At 44.5% G+C, this 25083-nt stretch carries 26 protein-coding genes; 14 read left to right on the forward strand and 12 right to left on the reverse strand.

Annotated elements, in window-relative coordinates; all coding sequences use genetic code 11:
* Positions 1-27 precede the first annotated feature (27 nt).
* From nusA to B3157_RS01875, 3 genes are all read right to left on the reverse strand, one after another.
* Entirely contained in the window at positions 28-1056 is a 1029-nt protein-coding gene (gene nusA, locus B3157_RS01865; protein ID WP_214079309.1) for a transcription termination factor NusA, read from the reverse strand.
* A 21-nt stretch (positions 1057-1077) separates the two neighbouring features.
* Positions 1078-1536, reverse strand: a complete 459-nt coding sequence (gene rimP / locus B3157_RS01870) for a ribosome maturation factor RimP (protein WP_292588442.1) — start codon at positions 1534-1536, stop codon at positions 1078-1080.
* 106 nt (positions 1537-1642) lie between these two features.
* The gene (locus B3157_RS01875) at positions 1643-2779 is read right to left on the reverse strand and encodes an ABC transporter permease (protein WP_292588444.1); all 1137 of its coding nucleotides are present in this window, start codon (positions 2777-2779) and stop codon (positions 1643-1645) included.
* Positions 2780-3020: 241 nt separating this feature from the next.
* On the opposite strand from B3157_RS01875, the gene B3157_RS01880 reads away from it, so the two are divergent.
* Entirely contained in the window at positions 3021-4355 is a 1335-nt protein-coding gene (locus tag B3157_RS01880; protein ID WP_214061189.1) for a hypothetical protein, read from the forward strand.
* Positions 4356-4465: 110 nt separating this feature from the next.
* Positions 4466-4690, forward strand: coding sequence for a S4 domain-containing protein (locus B3157_RS01885; protein WP_103133904.1), 225 nt, complete (start codon positions 4466-4468; stop codon positions 4688-4690).
* Here B3157_RS01885 and B3157_RS01890 read toward each other — a convergent pair.
* Together B3157_RS01890 and panB are read right to left on the reverse strand one after the other, a co-directional pair.
* Positions 4680-5408 (reverse strand): biotin--[acetyl-CoA-carboxylase] ligase, encoded by a 729-nt coding sequence (locus tag B3157_RS01890; RefSeq protein WP_292588448.1) that lies wholly within the window; start codon positions 5406-5408, stop codon positions 4680-4682. The two genes, B3157_RS01885 and B3157_RS01890, sit on opposite strands and share 11 nt — an antisense overlap.
* A gap of 48 nt (positions 5409-5456) precedes the next feature.
* Positions 5457-6257, reverse strand: a complete 801-nt coding sequence (panB, locus tag B3157_RS01895) for a 3-methyl-2-oxobutanoate hydroxymethyltransferase (RefSeq protein ID WP_214061190.1) — start codon at positions 6255-6257, stop codon at positions 5457-5459.
* Between the two features lie 225 nt (positions 6258-6482).
* Between panB and B3157_RS01900 the strand changes: the two genes are divergently transcribed.
* The 8 genes from B3157_RS01900 to gltX are packed head-to-tail and all read left to right on the forward strand — an operon-like array spanning position 6483 to position 13896.
* Positions 6483-7568, forward strand: coding sequence for an FtsW/RodA/SpoVE family cell cycle protein (locus tag B3157_RS01900; protein ID WP_214061191.1), 1086 nt, complete (start codon positions 6483-6485; stop codon positions 7566-7568).
* A gap of 22 nt (positions 7569-7590) precedes the next feature.
* The gene (gene ftcD, locus B3157_RS01905; RefSeq protein WP_214061192.1) at positions 7591-8505 is read left to right on the forward strand and encodes a glutamate formimidoyltransferase; all 915 of its coding nucleotides are present in this window, start codon (positions 7591-7593) and stop codon (positions 8503-8505) included.
* Positions 8506-8507: 2 nt separating this feature from the next.
* Positions 8508-9719: an imidazolonepropionase gene (hutI, locus tag B3157_RS01910; RefSeq protein WP_292588453.1), complete on the forward strand. Its 1212-nt coding sequence runs from the start codon at positions 8508-8510 to the stop codon at positions 9717-9719.
* Positions 9716-10183 carry a 23S rRNA (pseudouridine(1915)-N(3))-methyltransferase RlmH gene (locus tag B3157_RS01915; RefSeq protein WP_214061194.1) on the forward strand — a complete coding sequence of 156 codons (468 nt, stop codon included), beginning with the start codon at positions 9716-9718 and terminating at the stop codon, positions 10181-10183. Before hutI ends, B3157_RS01915 begins: the two co-directional genes overlap by 4 nt.
* A gap of 20 nt (positions 10184-10203) precedes the next feature.
* Positions 10204-11571 (forward strand): hemolysin family protein, encoded by a 1368-nt coding sequence (locus B3157_RS01920; protein WP_214061195.1) that lies wholly within the window; start codon positions 10204-10206, stop codon positions 11569-11571.
* Positions 11525-11917 (forward strand): cytidine deaminase, encoded by a 393-nt coding sequence (locus B3157_RS01925; RefSeq protein WP_214061196.1) that lies wholly within the window; start codon positions 11525-11527, stop codon positions 11915-11917. The genes B3157_RS01920 and B3157_RS01925 overlap by 47 nt, the downstream gene beginning before the upstream one ends.
* 1 nt (position 11918) lies before the next feature.
* A complete protein-coding gene (locus B3157_RS01930) occupies positions 11919-12455 on the forward strand; it encodes an NUDIX hydrolase (RefSeq protein WP_214061197.1) in 537 nt (178 codons plus the stop codon).
* Complete coding sequence (gene gltX, locus B3157_RS01935) at positions 12448-13896, forward strand: glutamate--tRNA ligase (protein WP_214061201.1); 1449 nt, start codon at positions 12448-12450, stop codon at positions 13894-13896. Before B3157_RS01930 ends, gltX begins: the two co-directional genes overlap by 8 nt.
* 35 nt (positions 13897-13931) lie before the next feature.
* Here gltX and B3157_RS01940 read toward each other — a convergent pair whose 3' ends face one another.
* The 7 genes from B3157_RS01940 to B3157_RS01970 form a co-directional block, all read right to left on the reverse strand.
* Complete coding sequence (locus B3157_RS01940) at positions 13932-14891, reverse strand: ABC transporter permease (protein WP_214061198.1); 960 nt, start codon at positions 14889-14891, stop codon at positions 13932-13934.
* Positions 14888-15943 carry an ABC transporter permease gene (locus tag B3157_RS01945; protein WP_214079315.1) on the reverse strand — a complete coding sequence of 352 codons (1056 nt, stop codon included), beginning with the start codon at positions 15941-15943 and terminating at the stop codon, positions 14888-14890. The genes B3157_RS01940 and B3157_RS01945 overlap by 4 nt, the downstream gene beginning before the upstream one ends.
* Entirely contained in the window at positions 15940-17481 is a 1542-nt protein-coding gene (locus B3157_RS01950; protein WP_214079368.1) for an ABC transporter ATP-binding protein, read from the reverse strand. Before B3157_RS01950 ends, B3157_RS01945 begins: the two co-directional genes overlap by 4 nt.
* A gap of 140 nt (positions 17482-17621) precedes the next feature.
* Positions 17622-18644, reverse strand: a complete 1023-nt coding sequence (locus tag B3157_RS01955) for a BMP family lipoprotein (protein ID WP_099830655.1) — start codon at positions 18642-18644, stop codon at positions 17622-17624.
* Entirely contained in the window at positions 18641-20962 is a 2322-nt protein-coding gene (locus B3157_RS01960; RefSeq protein ID WP_214079316.1) for a hypothetical protein, read from the reverse strand. Before B3157_RS01960 ends, B3157_RS01955 begins: the two co-directional genes overlap by 4 nt.
* Positions 20963-20980: 18 nt before the next feature.
* Positions 20981-21586: a uridine kinase gene (udk, locus tag B3157_RS01965; RefSeq protein ID WP_099830657.1), complete on the reverse strand. Its 606-nt coding sequence runs from the start codon at positions 21584-21586 to the stop codon at positions 20981-20983.
* Positions 21586-22239: a redox-sensing transcriptional repressor Rex gene (locus B3157_RS01970; RefSeq protein ID WP_214079317.1), complete on the reverse strand. Its 654-nt coding sequence runs from the start codon at positions 22237-22239 to the stop codon at positions 21586-21588. Before B3157_RS01970 ends, udk begins: the two co-directional genes overlap by 1 nt.
* A gap of 148 nt (positions 22240-22387) precedes the next feature.
* Between B3157_RS01970 and B3157_RS01975 the strand changes: the two genes are divergently transcribed.
* Genes B3157_RS01975 through pgsA form a run of 4 tightly spaced genes read left to right on the forward strand, consistent with a single transcriptional unit; the run spans position 22388 to position 25083 of the window.
* Complete coding sequence (locus B3157_RS01975; protein ID WP_214059767.1) at positions 22388-22723, forward strand: hypothetical protein; 336 nt, start codon at positions 22388-22390, stop codon at positions 22721-22723.
* A complete protein-coding gene (locus B3157_RS01980) occupies positions 22723-23259 on the forward strand; it encodes a DUF4416 family protein (protein WP_214079318.1) in 537 nt (178 codons plus the stop codon). The genes B3157_RS01975 and B3157_RS01980 overlap by 1 nt, the downstream gene beginning before the upstream one ends.
* Positions 23256-24557 (forward strand): 30S ribosomal protein S12 methylthiotransferase RimO, encoded by a 1302-nt coding sequence (rimO, locus tag B3157_RS01985; RefSeq protein ID WP_214079319.1) that lies wholly within the window; start codon positions 23256-23258, stop codon positions 24555-24557. The genes B3157_RS01980 and rimO overlap by 4 nt, the downstream gene beginning before the upstream one ends.
* Positions 24544-25083, forward strand: a complete 540-nt coding sequence (gene pgsA / locus B3157_RS01990; protein ID WP_214059770.1) for a CDP-diacylglycerol--glycerol-3-phosphate 3-phosphatidyltransferase — start codon at positions 24544-24546, stop codon at positions 25081-25083. Before rimO ends, pgsA begins: the two co-directional genes overlap by 14 nt.

Here is a 25083-nt window from a genome sequence, read left to right on the forward strand (position 1 = left end):
ATCAGTCACCGTCCGTTCCAGACTGAGTTACATTATGGGCTTTATGTCGATCTTCCAGCCTGTCAGTTTTGCGGCAAGTCTCGCGTTCTGCCCGCCTTTTCCAATTGCTAGAGATAATTGTGTTGGAGAAACGTAAACCACCGCCTCGTGGGTTTCTACATTCACAATTTTCACTTCTAAAGCGGAGGCTGGTGCAATCGAATTGCCGATTAGTTCGGCCGGAACATTGCTCCATCTTAGGATATCGACCTTTTCGGGTTTTATCTCGCGAAGAACCTCGGCAATTCTTGCACCGCTTTCCCCTATGCAGGCTCCTACGGGATCAACCTTGGTATTATCGCTGAAGACAGCTACCTTAGACCGGACCCCTTCCTCTCGAGCTATTGCTTTGACTGTCACATCTCCGCTTTCGATCTCTGGAACCTGAAGTCTGAGCAGCTCGATGACGAATTCAGGTGTACGTCTCGTCACAAGCAAACGAGGACCTCTTGCAGATCTCGCAACATCCACAACAAAGACCTTCATCAGAGAGTTCAGCCTCGGCTGTTCTCCAGGAATTAGTTCCTTTGTGGGAATCCTGGTCTCTAACTTTCCTATTCGAAGGTCAACCCATTCGGAAGTGACTCTCAATATCTCAGAAGTGGTTGCTGTGCCTTTCATATCTACATACTTATCGAACAGGTTTTCTTTTTCCTTTTCACGGATCTTCTGAATTAGCACCTGCCTAGCTGTCTGTGCAGCGATTCTCTTGAACTTCTTGATATTCAACTTTCTCTCAATTGCGGTGCCTATCTCAGCGGCAGAGTTTACCTTGAGAGCTTCTTCCAGAGTTACTTCCAAAGAAGGATTCTCTACTGTATCAACAACAACAAGTCTTTCGAAAACCTCAATGTCACCTGTGAGTCTGTCTATTCTCACATCGACATCGCTTTCCGAAGCGAAATTCTTCTTGTAGGCGCTTTGCAGCGCTTTCTCAAGTATATCAATGACCTCTTCTTTTTCGATACTCTTTTCGTCCTGCAGTTGGTCAAGGGCTTCCAAGAGATTGAGATTCATATGAACACCTCACCATCCAAATCATAGTTTTAGGTTAGCACGCTTAACATTTGAAAAGTGGAATGCTATCTCTTTACCTTTCTCAGAGCTCTCGACAGTAACAACTTCACCTTGGCACGAGACGATCTTTCCAATCACAACTGAAATCCCTTCAACGGGTTCCTTGAGTATAATCTTTGCCTTCTCTCCAGTGAATCTGACATAATCATCAAGATCTCTTAATGCACGTTCAAGCCCCGGGGATTCGACTACCAGATCATAAGAGAAGGGAACGAGGTCCGCTGAATCAAGTGCTCTATCAAACTCGGCCGAAAACGATTCACAGTCGCTTATTGAGATATATCCGTCCAGCTTATCGATCGTGACTTTCACCAGTCTCTTCTTTCCTCTTCTTGAGAGACCTAAGTCATAGATCGAATACCCCAGGTTGTTTGCGACTTCATTTGCCAGTGCGAGCAACTCTTTCTTCAGGTCCTCCACAAACAACACCACCATAATAAAAAATAGAGGGCAAAACAAGCCCTCTCCCTTTGGGAGCATTTCAACTAAAGCAATTATAACTCTTTTGTCAGCAGCAGTCAACGACCTAATCTGCTAGTGATATGTCCTCTCTCCTTACCACAATTCCGCCAAGAAGAACTATTATAACTGCCAGTGAGAAATTCAGAACGGAAGGAACAATCACCTTGGAGAGACTGAAATCTAGCATCGAGATGCCTTGAAGCGCTACGAGAAGAGATGTTACGGGAAGGTTTTTACTGAAGATCTCAAGCCATTCGGGGAACATTGAATGAGGTATCAGGATTCCACTGAGAATTAGCACGGTCGTAACAATAGAAACAGATGTAAGCTGCGCACTCCTAGCAGAATTGAAAATCGTGCCGATCAGAATCCCTATGGATGTGAAAAGGACAATGAATACCTCAATTACCGCTATGTAGAGAAAGAGATTAGAGGCTATCTGGAGCCCAAAAAGGCTTCCAGCAGTTATGAATATCAGAACCTGTATTGTGGAAAAAACCGTGAAACTCAAAACCTTGGCTCCTGTATACTCTATTGCTCCAACGTTTGAAAGCCGTAGAAGGTCAATCACTCCACTTCTGCGATCCTCGAAGATTCCCGTTGCGGCTCCGACTGTTGAAACAAACATTATCGTCGTAACCAGGACTATTGGAAAGAGAAGGGAAGAGAAACTGAGTCTTGATTCGGTTATCCCTTCGACGGAGAGAGAGGGTGCCACATAATTCGGGTCGATATCCACTGTTTTCATGAATTCTGGATCTGCAACAACGGGGAGAGCTTTGAATTCTCTCAATACGTTGCTCATCACTTGATAGATTGCAACCGCAGTCTGCATCGAACCGGGATTGGGAATGAAGATTAGCTCCGACGGTTCCTGAAAAAGGAGATTGTTTGCAAATCCCCTTGGAATAACAAAGACACCATCTAGATCATCGATTACGGAGTCGATTTCACTCCTGCTTGAAAGCTGGACGATATTTTCGCCTTTAAGCATTGATGTAGCGTACTGTACGAAAAAAAGCCCTACAAATGTCTTGTCTTCATTTACAATACCTATCCTCAAGTTTGAGTAACCTCCCGTATCGGAAGTTATGGAAGAGATTGATGCAAGAACTACCGGCAGCAATACCAGCATCAGAAGAAAAGCTCTTGACTTGAAAATGAGAAGAAGATCATTTTGGACAAGCTTCAGAAACCTCAAGCAACGCTCCTCTCTTTCTAGGTCTTGGCACCAAATCACGTTTGACAACAATCATTATACTATATACCAATTAGAATCATTAGCTCAAGACCTTCTTTTGCCAATTACTACACTCATAGTTTGGAAGTCACAACGAGGATGGCAGTCACACCTACACAACTATCTAGTGGTAGAATCACACCAGGAACAGTTCAGGCTGTTCAGTCGTCTAAAATCAGAGTACGATCTTGGAGGTGAATAAATGAAGAAATTGACGGTGCTTGTTTTACTTGTTGTCGGAGCACTATCACTAGCTAGTGTTGATTCCATGGCTGAGAGACTGCCAGTGTCGTCACAGAGCGTCCTGGTAGTAGAGCACTTAAATGATAATTACAAAGTTTCGAAGCAAACAGTTCTATTTGATATGGTGCTCAATCAGCTGGCCATAGAACAGCTGATTGCTCAGTACGTTGAGATGCTGGCATATAATAATGGTCTTGATCCGAAGGATATTTTTAGGGCTTTCGATGGAGATTTTGGGCTGGCCGCATGGGTGGATTCAGAGGGCTTAGATCGCGTGATAGCAATCCTTGGCCCGATATCAAACCCCAGAACTGTGAAGACGGCAATTGAGAAATTGCTTCCACAGTTGCTGCCTTCTGATATCAAACTGAGTATTGCCGTGGATCAAGAGTACCTTTACATTGGCGACATCGAGGCATATTCGATGGTTGGAAAGGGATACAACCTCTCTCTGGTTAAGTCTGATCTCTCGCCGGGTTTCGGCTATTTCTACGTGGATATGGGAGGCACTATTCAGAAGGGCTCTGTTTGGAATGAGGAGGGGATATTGATTGCAGAGGCATTGTCTATTCCTCTTTTTGAAGAAAGCAGAGAGAGGTTTCATGTTGCTCTAGAAGGAGCCTCTGTTGACGATCTTGAAGTTACGCGCCACCTCCCACTTGTTTCTGGATTTGCAAGGATTGACGATCTTTCCTTTCTATCGGAACTTGAATTTGTCGGTCTCGGCTTGGTTCCTCTAGAGTTGGAAGCTCTCAGAATAGGTAATGTGAGCTTCGTAGATTTCTCAAAAGATATGACAGGCGAGATTATGATCGATGCAAATATCTCGGTTGACGATATCTTCTCAAGCCTTATGGGAACGCAGGGGACTGCTTCCGATGACTCTGAATCAGTTGGATATTCTTATGTAGTTAGGGCAGGGTACAAAGGATCAATAGATGATGCTAGATCTATGATTGAAAAGACTGATCCCGATCTGCAAGTATTGGTTTCAGGCGACGTTCTCATTGTTGAGGGCCAGTACATTTGGATTCAGGATGGTTGGTTGTACGTTTCTTCGAAGAATGAAATCAGAACCAACGAAGAGCTTCAAAATGGAGTGGTAGTCTCGGAACTGAAAACATACAACAAACTCCTCGGGTTCGTAGGTTCTGATGGGTTTGCGCGTCTCTTTATTGATTCCGGCTACATATTGACCGGGCTTATGGGATTGGAGATTGAGAGCGGAGTGCTTATAAATAGCGAGTTCATCGAAGATATGAGTGTAATCAGAAGCCTTGTGGTAATCAAGTAAAAAAAAGAGCCCCTGCACTTAGCGGAGTGGCGGGGGCAAGAACATCTCGTTGACATAATTATACCTTTTTGAAGATAGATAGTCAAGCGTATACTTATAGGAGATTTGATTTGCGCCTGGATAAATTTCTTAAGGTTAATGGAATAATAAAGCGAAGAGTAATTGCAAAAGAAGCGATTGATAAGGGCTATGTTGAAAGGAACAATGTTCCGGCGAAACCATCTTCCGAACTAAAACCCGGAGATGTCGTTTCAATAAGCTTTTCGAATAGGACTCTTGTAGTAAGAGTCACAGAAGAATTTCTTTCAGAAGTGATTAGGGAAACTAGAGAATAAGCTCGCCGGACTTGATATCAAGGATCTCCCCGTCTTCTCGTTCGATCTGTAACGATGATGGGTTGATCCTCTTTATTATACCTGTCACTTTCTCCTCTTTGTGTAGGGATACAGTTATTTCGTCTCCCTCGGAAAAAGCAAGGTGTTTCTTCCAACGTCTCGTCAAGTATTTGTTCTTCCCTCTGATGATGTATCGCTTCCTCAGAAGTTCAATCCTTTTGTTGAGCTTGCCAAGAAGCAATTCTAGGGATATGTAGGTTCCTTTCACCGAGTTAAGAGATGTGGCAATCTTCTTCAATTCAGCGGGGATCTCGTTGTTCACGTTTATGCCTATGCCAACCACGATACCATTGAGCGAGTTCCCGGTGAAGACAGCTTCAGTTAATACGCCAGCAACTTTCTTGTTGCTAATGAGGATATCGTTGGGCCATTTTATTCTGACAGACTTGAAGTCCAGCTGCAATAGAGTCTCGACTATAGCAACAGAGACGGTCTTTGTGTATTCATTTGGCTCTTTGATTAGCGTTGGCTTGAATACAACGGAGAACCACAATCCACCTTTACCTGAATACCAGGCTCTTCCATGTCTACCATAACCCTCTGTTTGAGAAAGTGACCATATGACCGAGCCAGAAGGCAGCCTGTCCAGGTTATCAATAGCGAATCGATTTGTCGAATCGATTTCAGAGAAAGAAACTACATTCTCTCCTACCATCATGTCAACACTTCATCTTTTCCGCATCATCAAGCCTGGAACCGCCGCCCTTCAAACCTCTTCAACACCCTCAAATGCGTTTTCCTCATCGGGGAACATTCCCGACTTCACTTCTTCGTCAAACCTTGAAAGAGCAGCAATGATATCTGTTTTCAGGTTAGCGTATCTCTTTATGTACTTAGGTTTCGACTCGTCGTTTATGCCGAGAAGATCATGCAATCTAAGAAACTGTCCATTGCAGTAACGCCCTGAACCCAAGCCGAATGTTGGTACTGACGTGTCCTCAGTCAGCCTCCTGGCAACGTCTTCAACAACCATTTCCAGAAGAATCGCAAAGACGCCTGCTTCTTCGAGATCATTCACAGATTCAATAAGCCTCTTGATGCTTCTTTCATCTCTTCCCTGTATGTGGTACTCCCCATCCAAGCTGGCGTGTTCAGGAGTTATTCCAATATGTCCCATAACAGGTAATCCTCTATCAACTAGATACTTGATCAGGTCTGCAGTTTCGTAACCTCCCTCAATCTTTACAGCGTTGGCGCCGTGCCTTAGAAAGGCAATAACATTTTCAACTGCCTTCTCTCTTGAACATTGATAGGATCCAAAAGGCATATCGGCAACAATAAACCCCTGCTTTGAGCCCCTGCGGGCAGATTTAAGAGACCAGATCATTTCGTCCATTGTTACCGATAATGTATCTCTTTTGCCCATAACCATAGTTCCGAGGGAGTCTCCTACAAGGATTAAATCAACACCGGCCTGTTCTGCGAATTTGGCTTCAAAGTAACTGTATGCGGAAACCATGGATAGCTTTCTTTGATCCTTTGATTCAATGATTTCTCTTACATTCATAATCAACCTCACGTCCTTCAAAAATCGAATTTGCCTGTCTCGGGTTCTAATACTCAATATCTCGCTCTTTTTGAAAAATTGACCCTAACAATGAGATTATACATTTTTGCCTACCTCCAGAGCAAAGCAATCTGAGACGACGTGACCACTGTCGGCGAATCAACATCTAGAATCTCAAGTAGAATAATTAAGATATATAATTGTTTCGGGCGAGAGGAGAGCATAATGAGGAGAAGAGCAGAGTTTTTACTTCCAATATTTATGATTTCTATAATGGTGTTTGGCCTCATCGTGTTGTTTAGCGCAACTTTTGGTGAGAGAGAGGAGTATCTGTTCGGAAGGCAATTAGTTTGGGTGCTGCTTTCTTGTGCTGTCTTCGTTTTCACGGCGTATGTGATTAAGAGAAACTTTTGGAAGAGTATGTCTATTGTCTTGATTTTTGCTTCAGTGGTCACTTTGGTCGCAGTTCTCTATTTGGGTTCTGGAGAAGGTTCAAGAAGATGGATAGACCTGGGCATCGCCAGTTTTCAGCCATCCGAGCTGGCCAAATTCTCTCTGATACTTTTCTTGGGGTTCATCTATTCTAGGGAAGCGAAAAACAAATACGGCCTTTTCTCTCTTGGTGTTCTCTCTGCCGCCATCTTTGCAGGTCTGATTTATCTGGAACCCGATCTCGGTTCGACCATCATAATTGTAGTAATCTGGTACTTTGTTACTCTCATCAGCAAGAGATTTGATAAACTGATGATTGCGATGACTGCTTTGATTGCTTTCGTTGTTCCAGTTGTCTTTATGTTCGGGCTCAAGCCATATCAAAGGGATAGGCTCCTCAGCTTCCTGAATCCAGAAGAATATGCGTCAGGTGCCGCCTATAATACTATTCAGGCAATCAGAGCAATTGGTTCTGGAGGTCTTAAAGGTACCGGAATGCTTCAGGGTACTATGAACAGACTTGGATACGTTCCAGCAGATCACACAGATTTCATTTTCTCGGTTCTGGGGGAGGAATGGGGTTTCATAGGCTCCGTTTCGCTTATAGTGTTGTATTCTTTGCTCTTATGGAGAATCTGGTCGATTACCAGAAAAACCACAAGTGAGTTTGGTAGAATAGTTCTAAGCGGGATATTCGCTGTTTTTGCCTTTCACGTGGTAGAGAATATCGGAATGAATCTGGGGCTTCTGCCAGTCACGGGCATCCCTTTGCCATTTGTAAGTTACGGCGGATCGTCATCGATGATATTTGCGCTACAGTTGGGTATTGTCCAAAGTTACACAGGTAAAGAGGTAGAGTACGATAGAGAACATGAATAGCAGTTTGTTTGAGGAGGTACAGATGAGACTCATTGAATCAGTGCCAAATTTCAGTGAAGGAAGAAGGCTGGATGTGGTCGAGCAGATTGTCGAAGAGTCCAGTAAGGTAAAGAATGTATGGGTTTTAGATTATTCAAGTGATGCTGATCACAATCGTTCTGTCGTTACGATTGCCGGTGAACCCGAAGCAGTTGAAACTGCTCTGTTCAATATGACTCTTAAAGCAAAAGAACTGATCGATCTAAGAAACCATTCTGGTGAACATCCGAGGATGGGGGCAACTGATGTTATTCCTCTCGTTCCTGTTATGAATACGACAAAGGAGGAATGCGTGGCTCTCTCCAAGAAACTGGGAAAGAGAATTGGTGACGAGCTACAGATTCCAGTCTACCTGTATGAAGACTCCGCGACTTGTTCGGAGCGTGTAAGTCTCTCAAACATAAGAAAAGGAGAGTTCGAAAACTTTGCTTCGAAGATCGCTGACGAACAGTGGAAACCTGATTTTGGTCCTTCAGAGATTCATCCTTCTGCCGGTGTTGTGGCGGTAGGTTGTAGAGAGTATCTTATCGCTTTCAACGTGAATTTGGGAACTGACAAAATCGAGATCGCAAATAAGATCGCGAAGTCAATCAGACATATAAGCGGAGGATTTCGGTATGTGAAGGCGCTTGGCTTCAGACTAGAGGACAGGAATATGGTTCAGATCTCGATGAACATGACCAATTACAAAAAGACTCCTCTATTCAGGGTATTCGAAGTGATAAGGTTGGAAGCTGAAAGGTACGGAGTTCCGATTGTAGGATCTGAAATAGTAGGACTTACTCCACTTCAGGCACTTGTTGATGTTGCTGATCATTATCTTAGGCTCGAGAGATTTTCCAGCTCCTCAATTCTTGAGAAGAAGGTGCTGGATTTCATTGCAGACAAGGATAGTTAGAGATGTTGGTTGATTTGGCAATTGTCGACGTCTTGCAGACTGCTTCACCTCCAGAATTGGGGCCGTTAAGGGGCAAGAAAATGTCCTCTCTTGAAATCAAACGCGGTGTGAACATTGCAATCGAGGGAGGCAAGATTGCTTATGTCGGTAGCGAATTTGTGAAGGCGAACGAGTATGTTGATGGCAGCCAGCTGGTGGTTATTCCCGGATTTGTCGATTGTCATACCCACATCCCGTTTGTCGGCAGTAGAAGTGATGAGTTCATAATGCGGCTTTCTGGGAAGAGTTATATGGACATAATGAATGCAGGAGGGGGTATCAGGTCAACCGTAAGAGAAGTAAGAAGCGCTCCTGCTTCCAGAATTGTGGCCGAGTCAATGGGATACCTTGACGCGATGCTTTCTCTTGGAGTTACTACTATTGAGGGCAAAAGCGGTTACGGTCTCGACAGGGATAACGAACTCAAGCAGCTGAAGGTTCTTAAGACATTGAATTCCATTCACCCAATGGACATTATTCCCACTTTTCTGGGTGCCCATGCATTGACAGAGGAGTATCGATCTGAAGAGGAATTTCTGGATTCGATGGCAGACATGTTCTCTGAACTTGGAGAATACACCGATACGGTTGACGTTTTCTGCGAGAAGGGTGTGTTCAACGAAATGCAGTCGCGAAAGTATTTGAGTAAGGCGAAAAAAATGGGGTTCAAGACGAAACTCCATGCGGATGAACTTTCATCATCAGGAGGCGGAAGGTTAGCGGTTGAGCTTGGAGCCACCTCCGCCGATCACTTGATCTCCGCAGACAATGAGACATTAGAACTCCTGGCGAAGAGCGATACAGTTTGCACTCTTCTGCCTGGAACATCTTTCTTCCTTAATGAGGATTTTGCACGAGGTCGCGAATTGATAGATAGGGGAGCTATAGTTGCATTAGCCTCAGACTTCAATCCCGGTTCCTGCAACATCTATAACCCTTTCTTAATAATATTCTTGGCGGTTTCGCGTTGTGGTCTTTCCGTAGAAGAAGCGATAAATGCTTACACTGTGAATAGCGCATACGCTTTGCGTCTTGAGAGTAGAAAGGGTAGAGTAGAGGAAGGATACGATGCCGATTTGCTGCTTCTGAAGGTGAAGGATTACAGTGAAATCGTCTACAATTTCTCTAGAGATCTCGTAAAGGGAGTAATCAAGAGCGGAAAGAAAGTAAGATGAATATCAGGATTTTTGCAACGGGGAAGCCAAAGTCGGGTTTTGTTGTTGAGGGTATCGACCAGTATAGAAAATGGCTCAGCAGCTTTGGTAAAGTTGATATTGAGTATCTCCCTCTAGGAGGCAACACCTCCAGGAACAAGGAGATTGTCAAAGAGAGAGAAGGCAAGAGGTATTTGAAAATTGCCGACTCGAGCGACAAGATACTCCTTCTTGACGAACTAGGAGAACATCGCTCATCGGAAGAGTTTGCACGAATGCTTGAAAAATGGCAAAATATAGGAGTAAGCAGCCCGACTTTCTTCATTGGGGGACCCTTGGGTTTTAGTGAAGAGGTTCTATCGAAGGGCTGGCAACAGCTGTCCTTGTCAAGAATGACATTTACGCATGAAATGGCCGTTCTAATTCTTTTGGAGCAGCTTTTCAGGGCACATACTATTCTTGACAACAGACCGTATCATTATTGATTTGGAGGTGCAAATAAGAAGTGGAAGACCCTACTAGTAGCGGGGACCCTGTTTCGCTTATACTGAATCTGGCACTGCTTGGCTTCCTTCTCTATCTTTCGGGCATCTTCTCTGGAACTGAAACGGCTCTCATGTCGATGAGCAAATTGAAGCTACGTGATCTCATGGATGACAAAGAAAAGCGGTTCAGCAAGTCTGTTAGGTATTTCGTAGAGAACCCTAATTCTGTTCTTACGGCTATACTTGTCATGAACAATGTTGTGAACATACTATCTTCATCACTCGCAACCTTGCTTGCACTGCAGCTCCTTCCGAGCAACTCCGCAGGGATTGCCGCAGCGCTTGTTACGGGAGTTATGACATTCTTAATACTTGTGTTTGGAGAGATCACTCCGAAGATCTTTGCAAGAGAAAACTCTGAAAGACTCTTTAGAAAAATGATAACGGTAATTTCCGTAATCACGATGATTCTGAAACCTCTTTTGTGGCTTCTGTTACGCATCTCGAATTTCTTCATAGTCTTCATTGGAGGTAAGAAAGCCGATTTTGCTCCCTTCATAACCGAAGACGAGATCAGGTCGGCCGTCGATGCCGGCCATGAAGAAGGGGTTCTTCAGTCGGAAGAGAGAATGATTATGAAAAGGACGCTCGAATTGAAGGACATCTCGGTGAAGGAGATTATGACTCCAAGGGTGGAAATCGTTGCACTTGAAGAGGAAAAGCCGCTAATTGACCTAATGGAATTAGTAGAATCGGAAGGCTATTCTCGCTATCCTATTTACAGAGAAAACATTGATAGAATTGTCGGAGTTTGCTACGCGAAAGATCTGCTAAATTTCATACTCGATAGGAAGGATAACGATGTCCTGCATAGCATTAGTGTCGAGGAAATTATGAGAGCCCCGTATTTCGTGCCCGAGACGAAGAAAGTCGATGATCTGTTAAGAGAATTCAGAGAGAAGAAGAATCATCTCGCGGTAGTTATCGATGAGTATGGCGGGACAGCAGGGATAATAACAATGGAAGATGTAATTGAAGAGCTTACCGGTGAGATCCTGGATGAGTATGACGAAGAGTCCGAAGAGATTATGATAGAGAGGCTAGGAGAAGGCGAGTTCATTGTTGACGGAATGACACCAATAAATGATATCGAGAGAGAACTTGAGCACCATTTTCCAGATACTGAGTTTGAGACAATAGGAGGCTATCTTCTGGAAGTACTTGAAAGGTTTCCGGAAGTCGGAGAGAAGATAATTGTTAATGGCTTTACTTTTGAGATCCTCGCTGCCGGAAAGAATAAAGTTGAGAAGATCAGGCTCATTGTTGACAGGAGGAAGGTTGATGAAAGACAGATCAGAGGAGATAATGCTAATTCAGAAAGCTATTGAGGCAAAGGATAGATCCTATTCGCCATATTCAGGGTTTCCTGTTGGTGCGGCCTTGCTTACTGAGGAAGGCGAAGTGTTCGTTGGAACCAATGTAGAAAACAGTTCTTATGGACTTTCCATCTGTGCCGAAAGATCTGCGATTGTTTCGGCTGTCTCACAGGGTTACAGGAAGTTCAGGAGTATTGCAATAGTTAGTAACAGAAAGGAACCGACTTCTCCGTGCGGGGCCTGCAGACAGTTCATGGCAGAATTTGGCAATTTCGAAGTGATTCTAGTGGGCGATGGAATAACCAAGAGAACTACTTCCTATGAGCTCCTGCCACTGCATTTTGAGATGGAGAAGTAAGATGGAGCATTCGATAAGAAAGGAGAAAATCTTTTCGGGCAAAATTCTTGATCTTGAAAGACACACCGTCTCGATTCAAGACGGTACTACGGCGTTTAGAGAGGTTGTTCGTCATCCCGGTGCCGTTGCTGTCGTTCCATTCGTAGATGATAAATTGCTGCTCGTGAAGCAATACCGTTTCCCCGTTCAGAAGTTCATGCTCGAGATACCTGCCGGAAAGCTTGATGCCGGTGAGAACCCAGAAGACTGCGCCAGAAGAGAACTGCTGGAAGAGACGGGATATGTTACAAGATACTTACGCAAACTGACTACGATTGAGACTTCGCCGGGATTTTCCGATGAGATAATTCATATCTACCTTGCAGAGGTGGAAAGGGTTCAGGATCCCTGTCCCGATGAAGGAGAGTTTGTGGTACCGATTCTGATCGACTCAAGAGAGGCGATCAGAATGATTGTTGACGGACAAATAACTGATAGCAAGAGTATTTCGGGGATTTTACTTGCTTTTGCTGGAAGGGAAAGTGATGATGATGATTAGAGTAAGGTTTGCGCCCAGCCCTACTGGATACCTTCATGTTGGTGGTGCCAGAACTGCGTTGTTCAATTACCTGTTTGCGAAGCATTACGGCGGCAAGCTCGTCCTTCGTATTGAAGATACCGACGTTTCAAGATCCACAAAGGAATTTGAGGAGCAACTCATGGAGTCACTTTTGTGGTTGGGGATCACCTGGGATGAAGGACCCGATGTGGGTGGGTCCTTTGGGCCCTATAGACAAAGTGAAAGAGGAGAAGTTTACAGGGAGATGGTATTCGATCTCCTTCAAAGGGGGCTAGCCTACAATGTCTATGCTTATCCTGAAGACATTGAAGCGCTTCACGATAAAATGCTTTCGGAAGGAAAGGCACCTCATTATTCTCAAGAGATGCTGGAGGTCTTCAACTCGCCAGAAAGGGTTTCGGAGTTCGAAGCCAAAGGACTTAATCCGGTTGTCTTCTTTAACATGCCACGCAAGGAGTACAGGCTTCCCGATAAAATCAAAGGCGAGGTCGTTTTCAAAGAGGGAGCAATTGGAGACTTTGTGATAATGCGGTCCAACGGTCAACCAATATATAATTTTGCGGTAGTTGCTGATGACGTTTCTATGGAGATTTCTCACGTTTTACGAGGAGATGATCATCTATCTAATACCCTAAGGCAACTTGCTCTTTATGAAGCTTTTGGAGCACCAATACCATCTTTTGCACACTTGTCGATGATTCTTGGGCCTGATGGAAAGAAGTTGAGCAAAAGACATGGAGATACATCTGTAGAGCAATTCAGAGAGAAAGGCTTTTTGCCAGAATCTTTCTTCAATTTTCTTACTTTACTAGGGTGGTCACATCCTGATGGTAAGGAGATCTTACGACACGAGGAGATAATCGAAAGCTTTTCGATTGAGAGAGTGAATACGAGCGCTGCAATCTTCGATGAAACCAAGGCAAGATGGATGAACGGGGTCTACATTCGTGAATGCGATTTGGATAGGATAACCGATCTGACGATTCCGTTTATTGTGAGAGCAGGTCTAATGTCTTCAGAAGAAGTCATCGCCAATAGGAAGTGGTTGAGAAGGGCAATTGACTCCGTTCGAAAGGGAGTGGAAACCCTATTGGAAGTGCCGGAGAAAATGCATCTTTATTTTGAAGAGCCGGAAATCTCTACCTTCAACCCCTCTAGTGATATCGATAGGGGAATCTATAGGGCTCTTGAGGCCTTCAAAGACAGAATAGAGTATCTTGATGCATGGAACAACGATGAAATAGTCGGGACGATCAGAGCAGTTCTCAACGAATTCAAACCCGATAGAAAGGGGTTCTACATGTCCTTGAGACATATTCTAACAGCGGCCGATGAAGGGCCAGAACTTGTTGATGTTATCTTTCTTCTCGGTAGAAACAAGACTTTGAACAGACTTCAACAGGCTCTGAGATTTGTGTAAAACAAGAGGTCCCGAAAGGCCTCTTGTTTTCGTAATCAGGATTCTTTTTCGTAAGGTGTTCCCGAAGCAGCAGGTGATCGCGTCTTGCCAATAAAACCGCCCACTACTATCAGCGTGACAACAAATGGAATCATATTGAATAATGGTTTCACACCTGCCGACACCGACACAATTGAACTACTCTGTAACTGCAGGTTCATCGCTTCCGCCGCTCCAAAAAGTATTGCAGCCCACATGGCCCCAACCGGATTCCAGTTTCCGAGTATCATAGCGGCAAGAGCAATAAATCCCCTTCCATGAATCATATTCTCAACGAATCTTCCCAGTTCACCGACCGAAAGAAAGGCCCCGGCAAGACTTGCGAAAACTCCACTCATTAGAACTCCGAAATATCTGATCTTGTAGACGTTTATTCCTAGAGTATCAGCAGCTTCAGGATTTTCTCCGACCGCTCTCATTTGAAGACCAAGAGGTGTTCTGTACAGTAAGAACCAGCTGGCAACAACCGCAATTACTGAGATATACGTAAAAGGACTCATAGAGCCGAAAATCTCGCCTATGAAAGGGATACCCTTCAACCAACCTGCGTCAAGGTATGGAACTCTTCCAATGAAATCGGTCTGGCCTTCGTTTCCAAAGATCGGAATCATCAGGAATGAAGTTGTTCCCTGAGCGATTATCACAAGAGCGGTAGCACTAACTATCTGATTAGCCGACCACCTAATACTTGCCCATGCGTGGAACCAGGTGAACCCCGTTCCTATGATGACGGCCATTAGTACACCGATCCAGGCGTTACCAGAAAGTAGGGTGAAGACGATCGAGGTAAAAGCTCCCATGAGCATAATACCTTCAAGAGCGATGTTCGTAACGCCGGTGACTTCGCTGTAAGTGCCTCCAAGAGCGGCGAATATTAAAGGAGTCGCAGAGAGCAAAGTGAGTTTATAGAATAGGGGGTTGACAAGTATTGCGAAGATCGCTTCGATCCAGCTCATATAGCAGTCACTCCTTTCTTTCGCTTCCACAGAATAAGAGTGGAGACAATTCTCTCAGCAGCCACAAGGAAGATTACTATCCCCTGAATGATAGATACGATGTCGTTAGGGATTTGGGCTCTAATCTGCATCGCGTTGGAGCCTGTTCTTAAGGCTGCTATCAGAAGAGCCGCAAAAATTATTCCGATTGGGTGGTTTCTCCCAATTAACGCAATGGTGATACCGTCAAATCCTCTTCCTCCTGTGAGTTCGCCGACGAATCTATGAGGAGGTACTCCAATGAGGTCGACGATTCCTGCCATACCAGCAAGAGCACCACTAATTGCCATTGTAAGAATTATGCTCTTTCTAATACTAATACCGCCATACTCAGCCGCATGCTGGTTGAATCCTACGGCCTTTAACTTGTAACCGATGGTGGTCTTCTCTATCAGGATGTACATTATGATCGCTACAGCAATGGCAATGAAAATCCCAACGCTTAGTTCAGTAGCCTGAACTTTTAGTATTACCGGAAGCTTCGATGCTTCTGCAACTTCCGGACTCTTCGGAGTACCGGAGCCGACCGCCAAGGGTCCGGTCACCATATATGAAGCAAGGTTAGCTGCAATCCAGTTGAGCATGATCGTTGAAATAACTTCATGCGCTCCAGTGAAAGCTTTCAGAAAACCAGCTATTGATGCCCAGAAGGCACCTGCGAGCATTCCGGCTATAATTGAAAGAGGGATGGCAATAACCGAAGGAATTCCCCCGATATTCATGGCTACTATTGCACCTATTAGGGCACCCATCGTCATCTGGCCTTCAGCGCCTATGTTGAAGACTCCTGCTCTGAATCCGAACCCGACTGCAAGACCGGTTAGAATCAGGGGTGTCATCTTCATAATAGTATCTGCAAGTGCTTCCTGACTACCAAACGCGCCGTCAATCATTATGGAATACGCAGTAATTGGGTTCTTGCCGATCATGATAATAATCACGGAAGCTATCAGGAGAGCTATCAAAACGGAGACGATCGGTACTAGTAATGCGTAGATCTTGCTGGTATTCATCCTTCATCACTCCGTTCCCTAACGACTTCGGCCTTTTTATGCCCTGCCATCATAAGTCCTATTTCCTCTCTGTCGACTTCATCTGGAGTAACTTCTCCCATAATCTCTCCTTCATAGAAGACAAGTATCCTGTCAGAGAGAGAAAAAATCTCATCGAGTTCCATTGAGATCAGAAGCATGGCAATGCCCTTGCCGCGCATCGAAATCAAAGTCTTATGAATAAACTCGATTGCTCCGATATCCAGACCTCTGGTGGGCTGAGAGACTACCACAACTTTCGGTTCTATCGGAACAACGCTCAGTTCTCGGCCCACGACAACCTTCTGTTGATTCCCGCCCGAGAGGTTGCCAGCGAGCATGTTTATGTTCTTTGGTCTCACATCGAAAGCATCTACTACGCCTTTTGAGAATTCCTTTACGTTTCTAAGGTTTATGAACCCCTCTTGAGAAAAGGGCTCTTCGTCTTGTTTACCAAGGATGAGGTTGTAATAGACTGGATACTGGGCTATCATTCCCCTTCTCAGTCTATTCTCCGGGATGTGTGTCAAACCAGCTTCTCTTATTTCAAGCGCCGTTTGATTAGTAAGATCAACGCCACTCAAGTATATTTTTCCTTTCTCAACTTTCCTAAGACCGGTGATCGCCTCGATAAGCTCTGTCTGACCGTTACCTGCTACGCCGGCGATTCCCACAATTTCCCCCTGACGAACCGAGAACGAGACACCATTGACCGTATCTAAGTTTCGATTATCCTTCACATGGAGATCTTTGACTTCTAGAACGGTTTCGCCGGCGCGTTTCTCTTCCTTTTCGACTCTTAGGAGAACTTCTCTTCCGACCATCATGTTTGCAAGTTGTCTGGGATTTGTGTCTTTGGTGTTCACCTTACCGGTTACTTTCCCGAGTCTCATCACTGTCACCCTATCGGTAATAGCCATGACTTCATTTAGCTTATGAGTGATGAAAATAAGCGTCTTTCCATTATCTCTTAACACTCTAAGTATTTTGAAAAGCTCTTCGGTCTCCTGAGGGGTTAGAACGGCTGTCGGTTCATCGAAAACGAGAATCTCGGCACCCCTGAATAGGATCTTCAGAATCTCAACTCTTTGCTGCATACCAACTGGAATGTCTTCAATAAAAGCATCCACATCAACGGCTAGTCCGTACTTTTTAGACAAGTCCGTAACGATCTTACGCGACTTGTTAGTGTCCATGAACATTTTTAAGGGACCGTGCTTCGGTTCTGAACCTAGAACTACGTTTTCAGCGACAGTCAGGTTATCCACCAACATGAAATGTTGGTGGACCATCCCGATTCCTATGTCAATAGCATCCTTTGGCCCGTTGATAACTGTTTTCTTACCATTTATGAAGATCTCTCCTTCGTCAGGAGTATAAAGCCCATACAACTGATTCATGAGAGTAGACTTTCCTGCTCCGTTCTCGCCCACAAGCGCATGTATTTCGCCTTTCTTAACAAAGAAATCCACATGATCATTAGCAACAACGGAAGGGAAGGTCTTCACAATTCCTTTCATAGCTACTGCGATACCTGAGAGATCGAGGCTTTCAACGTAGCTTTCTTCCACACGCTCACCTCCATCGTTCATGATACGAAAGATCGGGAGAGGTCGCTCTCCCGATCTTTGATATCACACGATTGTGTGAATTAATTCCATTACGGAAGGGTTATATCTGGAACAACGAACGCATCGAGCTTCTCTTGAGTATCAGGAACAATAAGCGTTCCGGCTTTTAGAAGACCCTTAAGGAACTCAACTTCGCCGAGAATAACCGGTCCAACAACATCCTTAGTGTAGGTCATCGGACTAATTCCAACACCTTCATCCTTTATTCCGAGTGTCTTTGCTCCGGGTTCGAAAGTTCCGAGAGCGATACTCATAACGGCTTGATAGGAAGCCATGTCAACTCTCTTGACAGAACTTGTTAGGACTCTTCCAGGAGCCATGTAATCCTGATCAACATCGACACCAACTGCAAAGAAACCTTCTCCCTTTTCTGCTGCAGCTTCAATGACACCATTTCCACACGCGCCAGCTGCATGGAAGACAATGTCGGCGCCTTCTGCGAACTGAGCGATGGCAAGGTCCTTACCCTTCTTAGGATCGTTGAAATCCATAGTGTATCCCTGAAGCATGCTTATCGTCTTTCCGTGTATCTCTTCGTAGACTCTTATTCCGGCCTCATAGCCGTAGCGGAATCTTTCAACTGGGGGAATTGGAAGACCTCCAACGAAGCCTACCATGTTGGTCTCTGTCATGGCCGCTACCACATAACCTACCAGGAAAGCTCCTTCTTGTTCTTTGAAGAGATACGTTGCTACATTATTCGGCATGTTCTCAACAGGGTCAATGTCTATGCCTACGAAGTAAGTATCCGGGAACTGAGGAGCAACCTTATACAGCGCATCGGCCATCATGAAGCCAACTGCGAAGATAATGTCTGCTTCCTTTGCTGCGTTTGACAGATTAGGGATATAGTCGGACTGTTCCTTTGATTGTACGACTTCTCTGTCAATTCCCAGGAAGTCAGAGGCCTTGACAATTCCTTCCCAAGTTCCATCATTAAATGACTTGTCTCCGAGCCCCCCAACGTCAGTAATCATGATTACCTTCATTGCCATTACTGGGAGAGCAAACATGAGAATAAGTGAGAACACCAACAATAGTCTTAGTTTCATTCAACAACACTCCCTTTCTTATGAGATAGTAAGATCCATAGAACTGATAACACAATTATACCCGCAAAAACTACCAAAAACAAAATGTTTATCGAAGGTTCAATAGGCACACTCAGCATCGGAGAACCACCTTGGACAAAGAGATTTAGATCGCTCAGGCCCGGGAGCTGTATTAACAGGAATACTACAATTACTGCAAGGTGGATATAAGAGATAACAGGTTTCTTTACAACAAATAGCGTAATCGTCAGCAAAAAAAGAGCAACTACTAGCGCCGCAAACTCTGGAACTCTGTAGACTTTGACCGGGATTGGCAAGGGTTTGCTTTCTAGCAGCGGATCGATTCTTTGATGGTAATCGTCCAAAGCGATGGAAAGCTCAGGTCTTGATCCTAGAGTATCTTCAAGTGAAGTGGTGAAATCCTTTCTCATTGTTTGTCCAGCGTATTTGACAATTGTCTCTGAAGTGGCCAGTAATTTTGAAACGGCATTGGCGTAACCTTTGCTATTTCTGTTGCTGTCTCTTATGAAGCTATTGATATCTTTTGTGAGGTCCTGCAACTCGGATGCATATACGGCCTGGTTCTCAATAGACAAATACTCGCTAAAGGTCGGGGCCGTTACCCTCAATCTTCCGTTGGCATCTATACTGTAGGTCAACCCTGCCTCGGATGAAAAAGAGTTCAGTTTGTTGGTGATGATTATCCTCAGGACTCTTTTCAGAGTGTTCAACTCACTCGAAACAAGTGAGTTCAACTCTCTTGTCTGCAGGCTGATCATCGACTCAGGGGCAAGAAACACATCGTTCTTCAGAGTTGAATAGTAAACTGAATCGTAGAATCCATCGAAACTGTCCATTGAAAGCTCTGTTTGCTCGTTAAAAAGATTAAGGAATGGCAGAATGGCTATGAGAACAAGCATTAGCAGTTTCAAGAGCAGAACTCTGTTTCTCTTTCTCCTATTCATTAGCGAAGAAACGGTCAGAATGAACGCGAATGCAAAGGCGGGCAATGCCACTATTGAATGCAGAGAAAGATCGAAGATGCCAACAGTAATGTTACCAATGAAGAATATGTACAAGGTTTCAAGAATGATGATAGTACCTAACAGATACTTCTTGACAGAGTCGAAGAGAGTGAATCCCAGAACAACCATCAATGCGTAGGCAACAATTCTCAACCACCAGAGATCGATTTTCTTTTCAACGCTTGAAACGAGGTTGGCTGAGAGCTCGTTCCTTATCCGACCCATTATGTTTGTTTGAATGGGTATGATCTTTCTCACTTCACTGGTGATGTCGTTCTCGATTAGGCCGACCGGAGTGAATTGCTTAATTGAAAGCAGCTGGGCGCCCATCTGAATCTTTTCAAAGACTTGAGCCTTTACTTCTGGATTCTCCTCAAGGACGTCCATTAGTTCTCGATACTCAGAGTCATCTGGTTCAGTGCCAAGCTCAAACCCTGCCAATTCTTTCGGTTTCACCGGGATCGACTCCGGGAAAAAGGGAGCATAATCAATCAGAGCCATAGATCTCAGAAGCCATAGCCGGAAGAGTTCTCTCCCAGATGCCATCATCTCAGGACCGGAAATCTGAGCTAGATCCATAGCAGTCTGAATTGCTAATCTGTTTACTTCTTCATCAACAAGAGTGTCCACTCGGTACTCTTTCGAACTCAAGGTCGAGATCGTAGAGTTAAGGGCTTCAAGTATCCTGGTATCTGAAAGACTCAGAATTTCTTGTTCCGACTCTGCAGGAGCGTCTACTGCAAGGTTGAAGGAAGAAAAAGAGTTTGTTATAGTCAGTTCCTCGGGAAACGCTTCAGGTTTGCTCTTCACGAGGCCAAGAGCGAATGCTATCCACTCCTTATAGACAGTCTCTGCCATACTCCTGACTCTTGTCGTGTAGGAGTTGAAGACCTCAAGATATGCCGGCATCTCATTTAACGTATAGGTCTCAAAGGGTTTTCCTGACATGTCTGTTAGAACCCACGCAAGAAAGGCGCTATAGGCTATCCTGTCGTCGTTATCGCGAAAGTCAATGTCTGTGAAAGCTCCGAGATGCCTGGTCAGCAACCCGGCGATAGTCGTTGAACTCTCTTTCTTTTCAATGCTCCCAACCATCTGGAGTTTGTACATCCTGTAGATTGACAGATAATCAAGGTCCTGATTGAGCCTGACAACTTTGGGCAGCTGCGGCTCTTGGCTTACATAATCACTAATGTAATTCTCGAAATCCTCAATGATCACTTTCTGGCTAAAGGAAAAGGAAAGAATTGCGATTACCAGAAACACAATGACCGAGAGTATTCTATTTGGCACTCTACACCTCCAGCCCGATCACTTGTTCAACATGTTCTCAATGGCGTTGATTATGACATTAAGACCGGTAGTGTTCGCGGCCCCGTCAGGTAAAACTATATCACAAAAGTATTTCTGGGGTTCAATGAAACTTTCAAAAGACGGAGCGACAAACTTTCTATACTGTTCTATTATGCTGTCTACGGATCTACCTCGCTCTTTAGTATCACGTTCTATCCTTCTAATAAGCCTTTCATCTGCCGGCGCATCTATGTATATTGAGAAGTCGAAGAGATCCCTCATTTCCCTCTTGAACATTACCAGGAGCCCTTCGACGATAATCAGCGGTTTAGGCCGAAACTCTCTACAGATTCCTTCTTCTCGCCTGTACGTGACCATGCTATAGACTGGAACCATAATGCTTTTGTTCTGCTTAACGGATTTGAGGTGCTGTTCAAAGAGTTCAAAGTCAAAGGCTTTCGGAGAATCGAAATTGAACTCTCTCGGATCAGTTCCGGGATCCAGGTTCTTGTAGTAGTCATCCATCGAGAGAACAGCTGCTCTTTCGTTGAAGTGATTGAAGATTACGTTGGTTACGGACGTCTTTCCGGCCCCGCTTCCTCCGATTATTGAAACAAGAACCATTAAGCTCTTCTCCCTTTTCTGGAAGAACCGAATGTCATATTGAAAGCAAGTGATCTGAATGAGACAGAAATGTCAATTTCCTCATTGCTTATGCCAGGAGGCAGAGTAAGGCGGATTGGAGCGAAGTTGACAATCCCCTTGACACCCGCATTTGCCAATAAATCAGCGATGATTTGGGCCGCGTTCGCGGGAACAGTGATTACACCTATCTCTATTTGCCTTTTCTTCACAATTTCCTCTAACACTTCTGTTGATTCTATTACAAGATCGTTAGGCATTGGAATACCGATTTTGTTTGGATTGTTGTCGAAGAGCGCTTTCGAAATGAAACCGGAGTTCTCAAGTCCGGGGTAGTTGGCCAACGCCATACCGAGGTTTCCCATCCCCACTATACAGGTTTTCCACTTCTTCCTTATTCCAAGGATTTCGCTAATACTATCAAGAAGATGCTTTGTACTATAACCGACACCCCTCTTTCCGAACTCTCCAAAATATGAAAGATCCTTTCTCACTTGACTGGCTTTAATCCCGAGTCTTTCTGCCAGATCATTTGAGGATACGCTTGCCACTCCTGAGATAACCATGTTTTCCAGGCACCTGTGGTATACGGCGAGTCTCTTTATAGTAGGTTTTGGGATTTTTGTGTTATCCATTGCTGATCACCTCCCGGCAGGCGTATTTGTGAAAATTATATCACGGTTATTTACATACATCTTTTGATGGCGCCACTCAGAAAATGTGCCATAGCAACGTGCTATAATTATCCGTAGAATATCCATAATTTCGACTGGAGCGCTTTTTATGGGAAAGAGAGCAAGACTTAATAGCCAGGTAGCATCGGTAGTACTGCTGATAATTTCTCTCTTCCTATTTATAGAATCGCTTTACATTTTTAGATACATAAGAGAATCGCAGTCTACCGAATTTGAAGTCGGTTTTTTCGACCTCTCGTCTCGTCTCAGAATTCTTCTCGGTGATGAGGGGTATGTTCTTGAACCTGGTGAGCATTTGGTACTCAAGATAAGACGAAACGATAAATTGGTTGTTGAGCAAGATCTGCCCGGAAGGTATACGGTTAGGGGCGGAGGCGAGATGGTGAATGTGAGTATTCCACTGGCGGAAGTGAGTGTAAAGTGATGGGAAGCTATAGAGAAACGGAAATGGTCAATCTCGTTGTCTTCGCTTTCGGTTCATACATAGATTACAGGCTTCAGGAAATTCAACCTGTTCTTGAGAAGGAGTTTGGACCGGCAGACTATATATCGAAATCGCTGGATTTCGATAAATACACGTCTTATTATAACGATGAGATGGGATTTGGTCTTAAAGGTAAGCTGCTTTCTTTTAAGAGGCTCGTACACCCTCAACAACTTTCCCTTATAAAGAGAATTACAAACGATATTGAAGAGAAATTTGGACTGGAAGGGAAGAGAAAAGTAAATCTAGATCCGGGCTATGTTCATCATGCTCAGTTTGTTCTCGCATCAACTAAGCATTGGGCGAATCGTATTTATATCGGAGACGGCATCTCTGCTGAGATAACTCTCATTTTCGTCAATGGTGCTTTTGCACCACTTCCATACACTTATCCGAACTATCGGGATCGGGAGTATATTGAAGAACTCATGCGAATCAGGGAGCTGTACCTCTTCAAGAGAAAGGAAAGACTATGAAGTTTGGTGTTCTCTCTCTGGGATGCTCAAAGAATATTGCCGATATGGATAATTTCATAGGCATTATGAGAAGCAGGGGCCATGAGATAGTAAAAGATGCTTCGCGTGCGGATTTACTAGTTATAGACACCTGTGGGTTTATCGACGATGCAAAGAAGGAGAGCCTGGAAGAGATCTTCAGGGCCCTTTCCTACAAAGAGCACAATCCGAATCTAAGAGTACTTGCAGTCGGGTGCCTTGTTCAAAGATATTTCGAAGAATTGAAATCTGAGATCCGCGAAGTTGATGGGTTAGTTGGAGTCACAAGCCCGGCAACGCTCGCTGATCTTATCGAGAGAAACGAGGTATTCTTCATTGGTGAACCTGATGGAGTCTACGAGTACTCCACCAGAGTCGCTGAAAAATATAGTGCTTATGTGAAGATTGGAGACGGCTGCAACAGAAATTGTGCTTTCTGTTCAATTCCCAACTTCAAGGGTTTTGCGGCAAGTCGTACTTCAGAAAGCATAGTTAAAGAGACTCTTTCTTTGGTGCGACAAGGTGTGAAAGAGATCGTTCTAGTATCTCAGGACTGTACGCAATATGGTTTAGATCTGGATGAGGGAGTCACTCTTGCCGGACTTCTCGGTAAATTGAATGATCTTGAAGGAGATTTCTGGATACGGGTTCTTTATCTTCACCCAGATCATGTGGAAGATGAACTGATAGATTCGATTCTCTCGCTTTCAAAGGTGGTAGATTATTTCGATATACCTGTTCAGAGTGGTTCCGATGAGATCCTGAAGAGAATGGGCAGGTCAAAGAACTCTAGACAGTTACGCGATTTGCTCCTTGGAATCAGAGAAAAAGCACCTCATGCTGTGTTGAGAACGACAATAATGGTCGGATTCCCAGGTGAGAGTGAAGCTACATTCAACGAGACTGTCAATTTTGCAAGAAGTGTTAGGTTCGATAGACTCGGAGGCTTTGTCTACTCAAGAGAGGAAGGAACGCCAGCATTCGATAAGAAGCTTACTGTAAGCAAGAATGCGGCAAAGGAGATGCTTGAGCTTCTGCTTGACGAACAGGATCGGATTTCGGCGGAGCGCCTTTCGGACTTTAAAGGAAAGGTAGTTACTGTGTTGCTTGAGGAGAGCGGTGAGAGTTACACGCTGGGAAGAGCATATAACAGCGCTCCTGATGTTGATGGAGTGGTTGTTTTGAAGGGCCATAAGCAGGAAGGAGTTTTCTTGAAAGCCAGAATCACAGATACTTACGAGCATGACATGGAAGGTGTTGTTCTTGATGAACTTGCCTAACATTCTTACCTTGTCGAGAATGGTTCTCGCTTTACCTACCCTTCTATTGCTAATGAGTGGGAATGTCGTCGGTTACTACTTTTCATTCCTTGTCTTCGGAATTGCTTCACTTACAGATTTCTTTGACGGGAGAATAGCAAGAAAGCGTGGTCTCGTTACGGATCTGGGGAGGTTTCTAGATCAGATCTCTGACAAGATCCTTGTTACATCAGTCTTCCTGGGCTTCATGGCGATTTCGAGAGTCAGTCTCTGGTTCCTTTTCATACTGATCGTAAGAGACACGCTTGTCTCAGGGATAAGAATGGTTGCCTCGAGCAGGGGAAAAGTGATCGCGGCTGATGCTCTCGGAAAGGTTAAGACGTTCTCTCAAATGATTCTCTTGGTAATTCTCTACATGAATTTGCTATGGGAATTCCCCTCTCAAGCATTGGTGCTGTGGCTTGAGGTCTTCGTCGCAGGTGTCACGGCAGCGAGTGGAGCCAACTACCTGTTTAAGAATCTAGACATTTTCAAAGGGGGGGAGTGA

Source organism: Mesotoga sp. UBA5557, from assembly GCF_002425715.1.
Taxonomy (GTDB): domain Bacteria; phylum Thermotogota; class Thermotogae; order Petrotogales; family Kosmotogaceae; genus Mesotoga.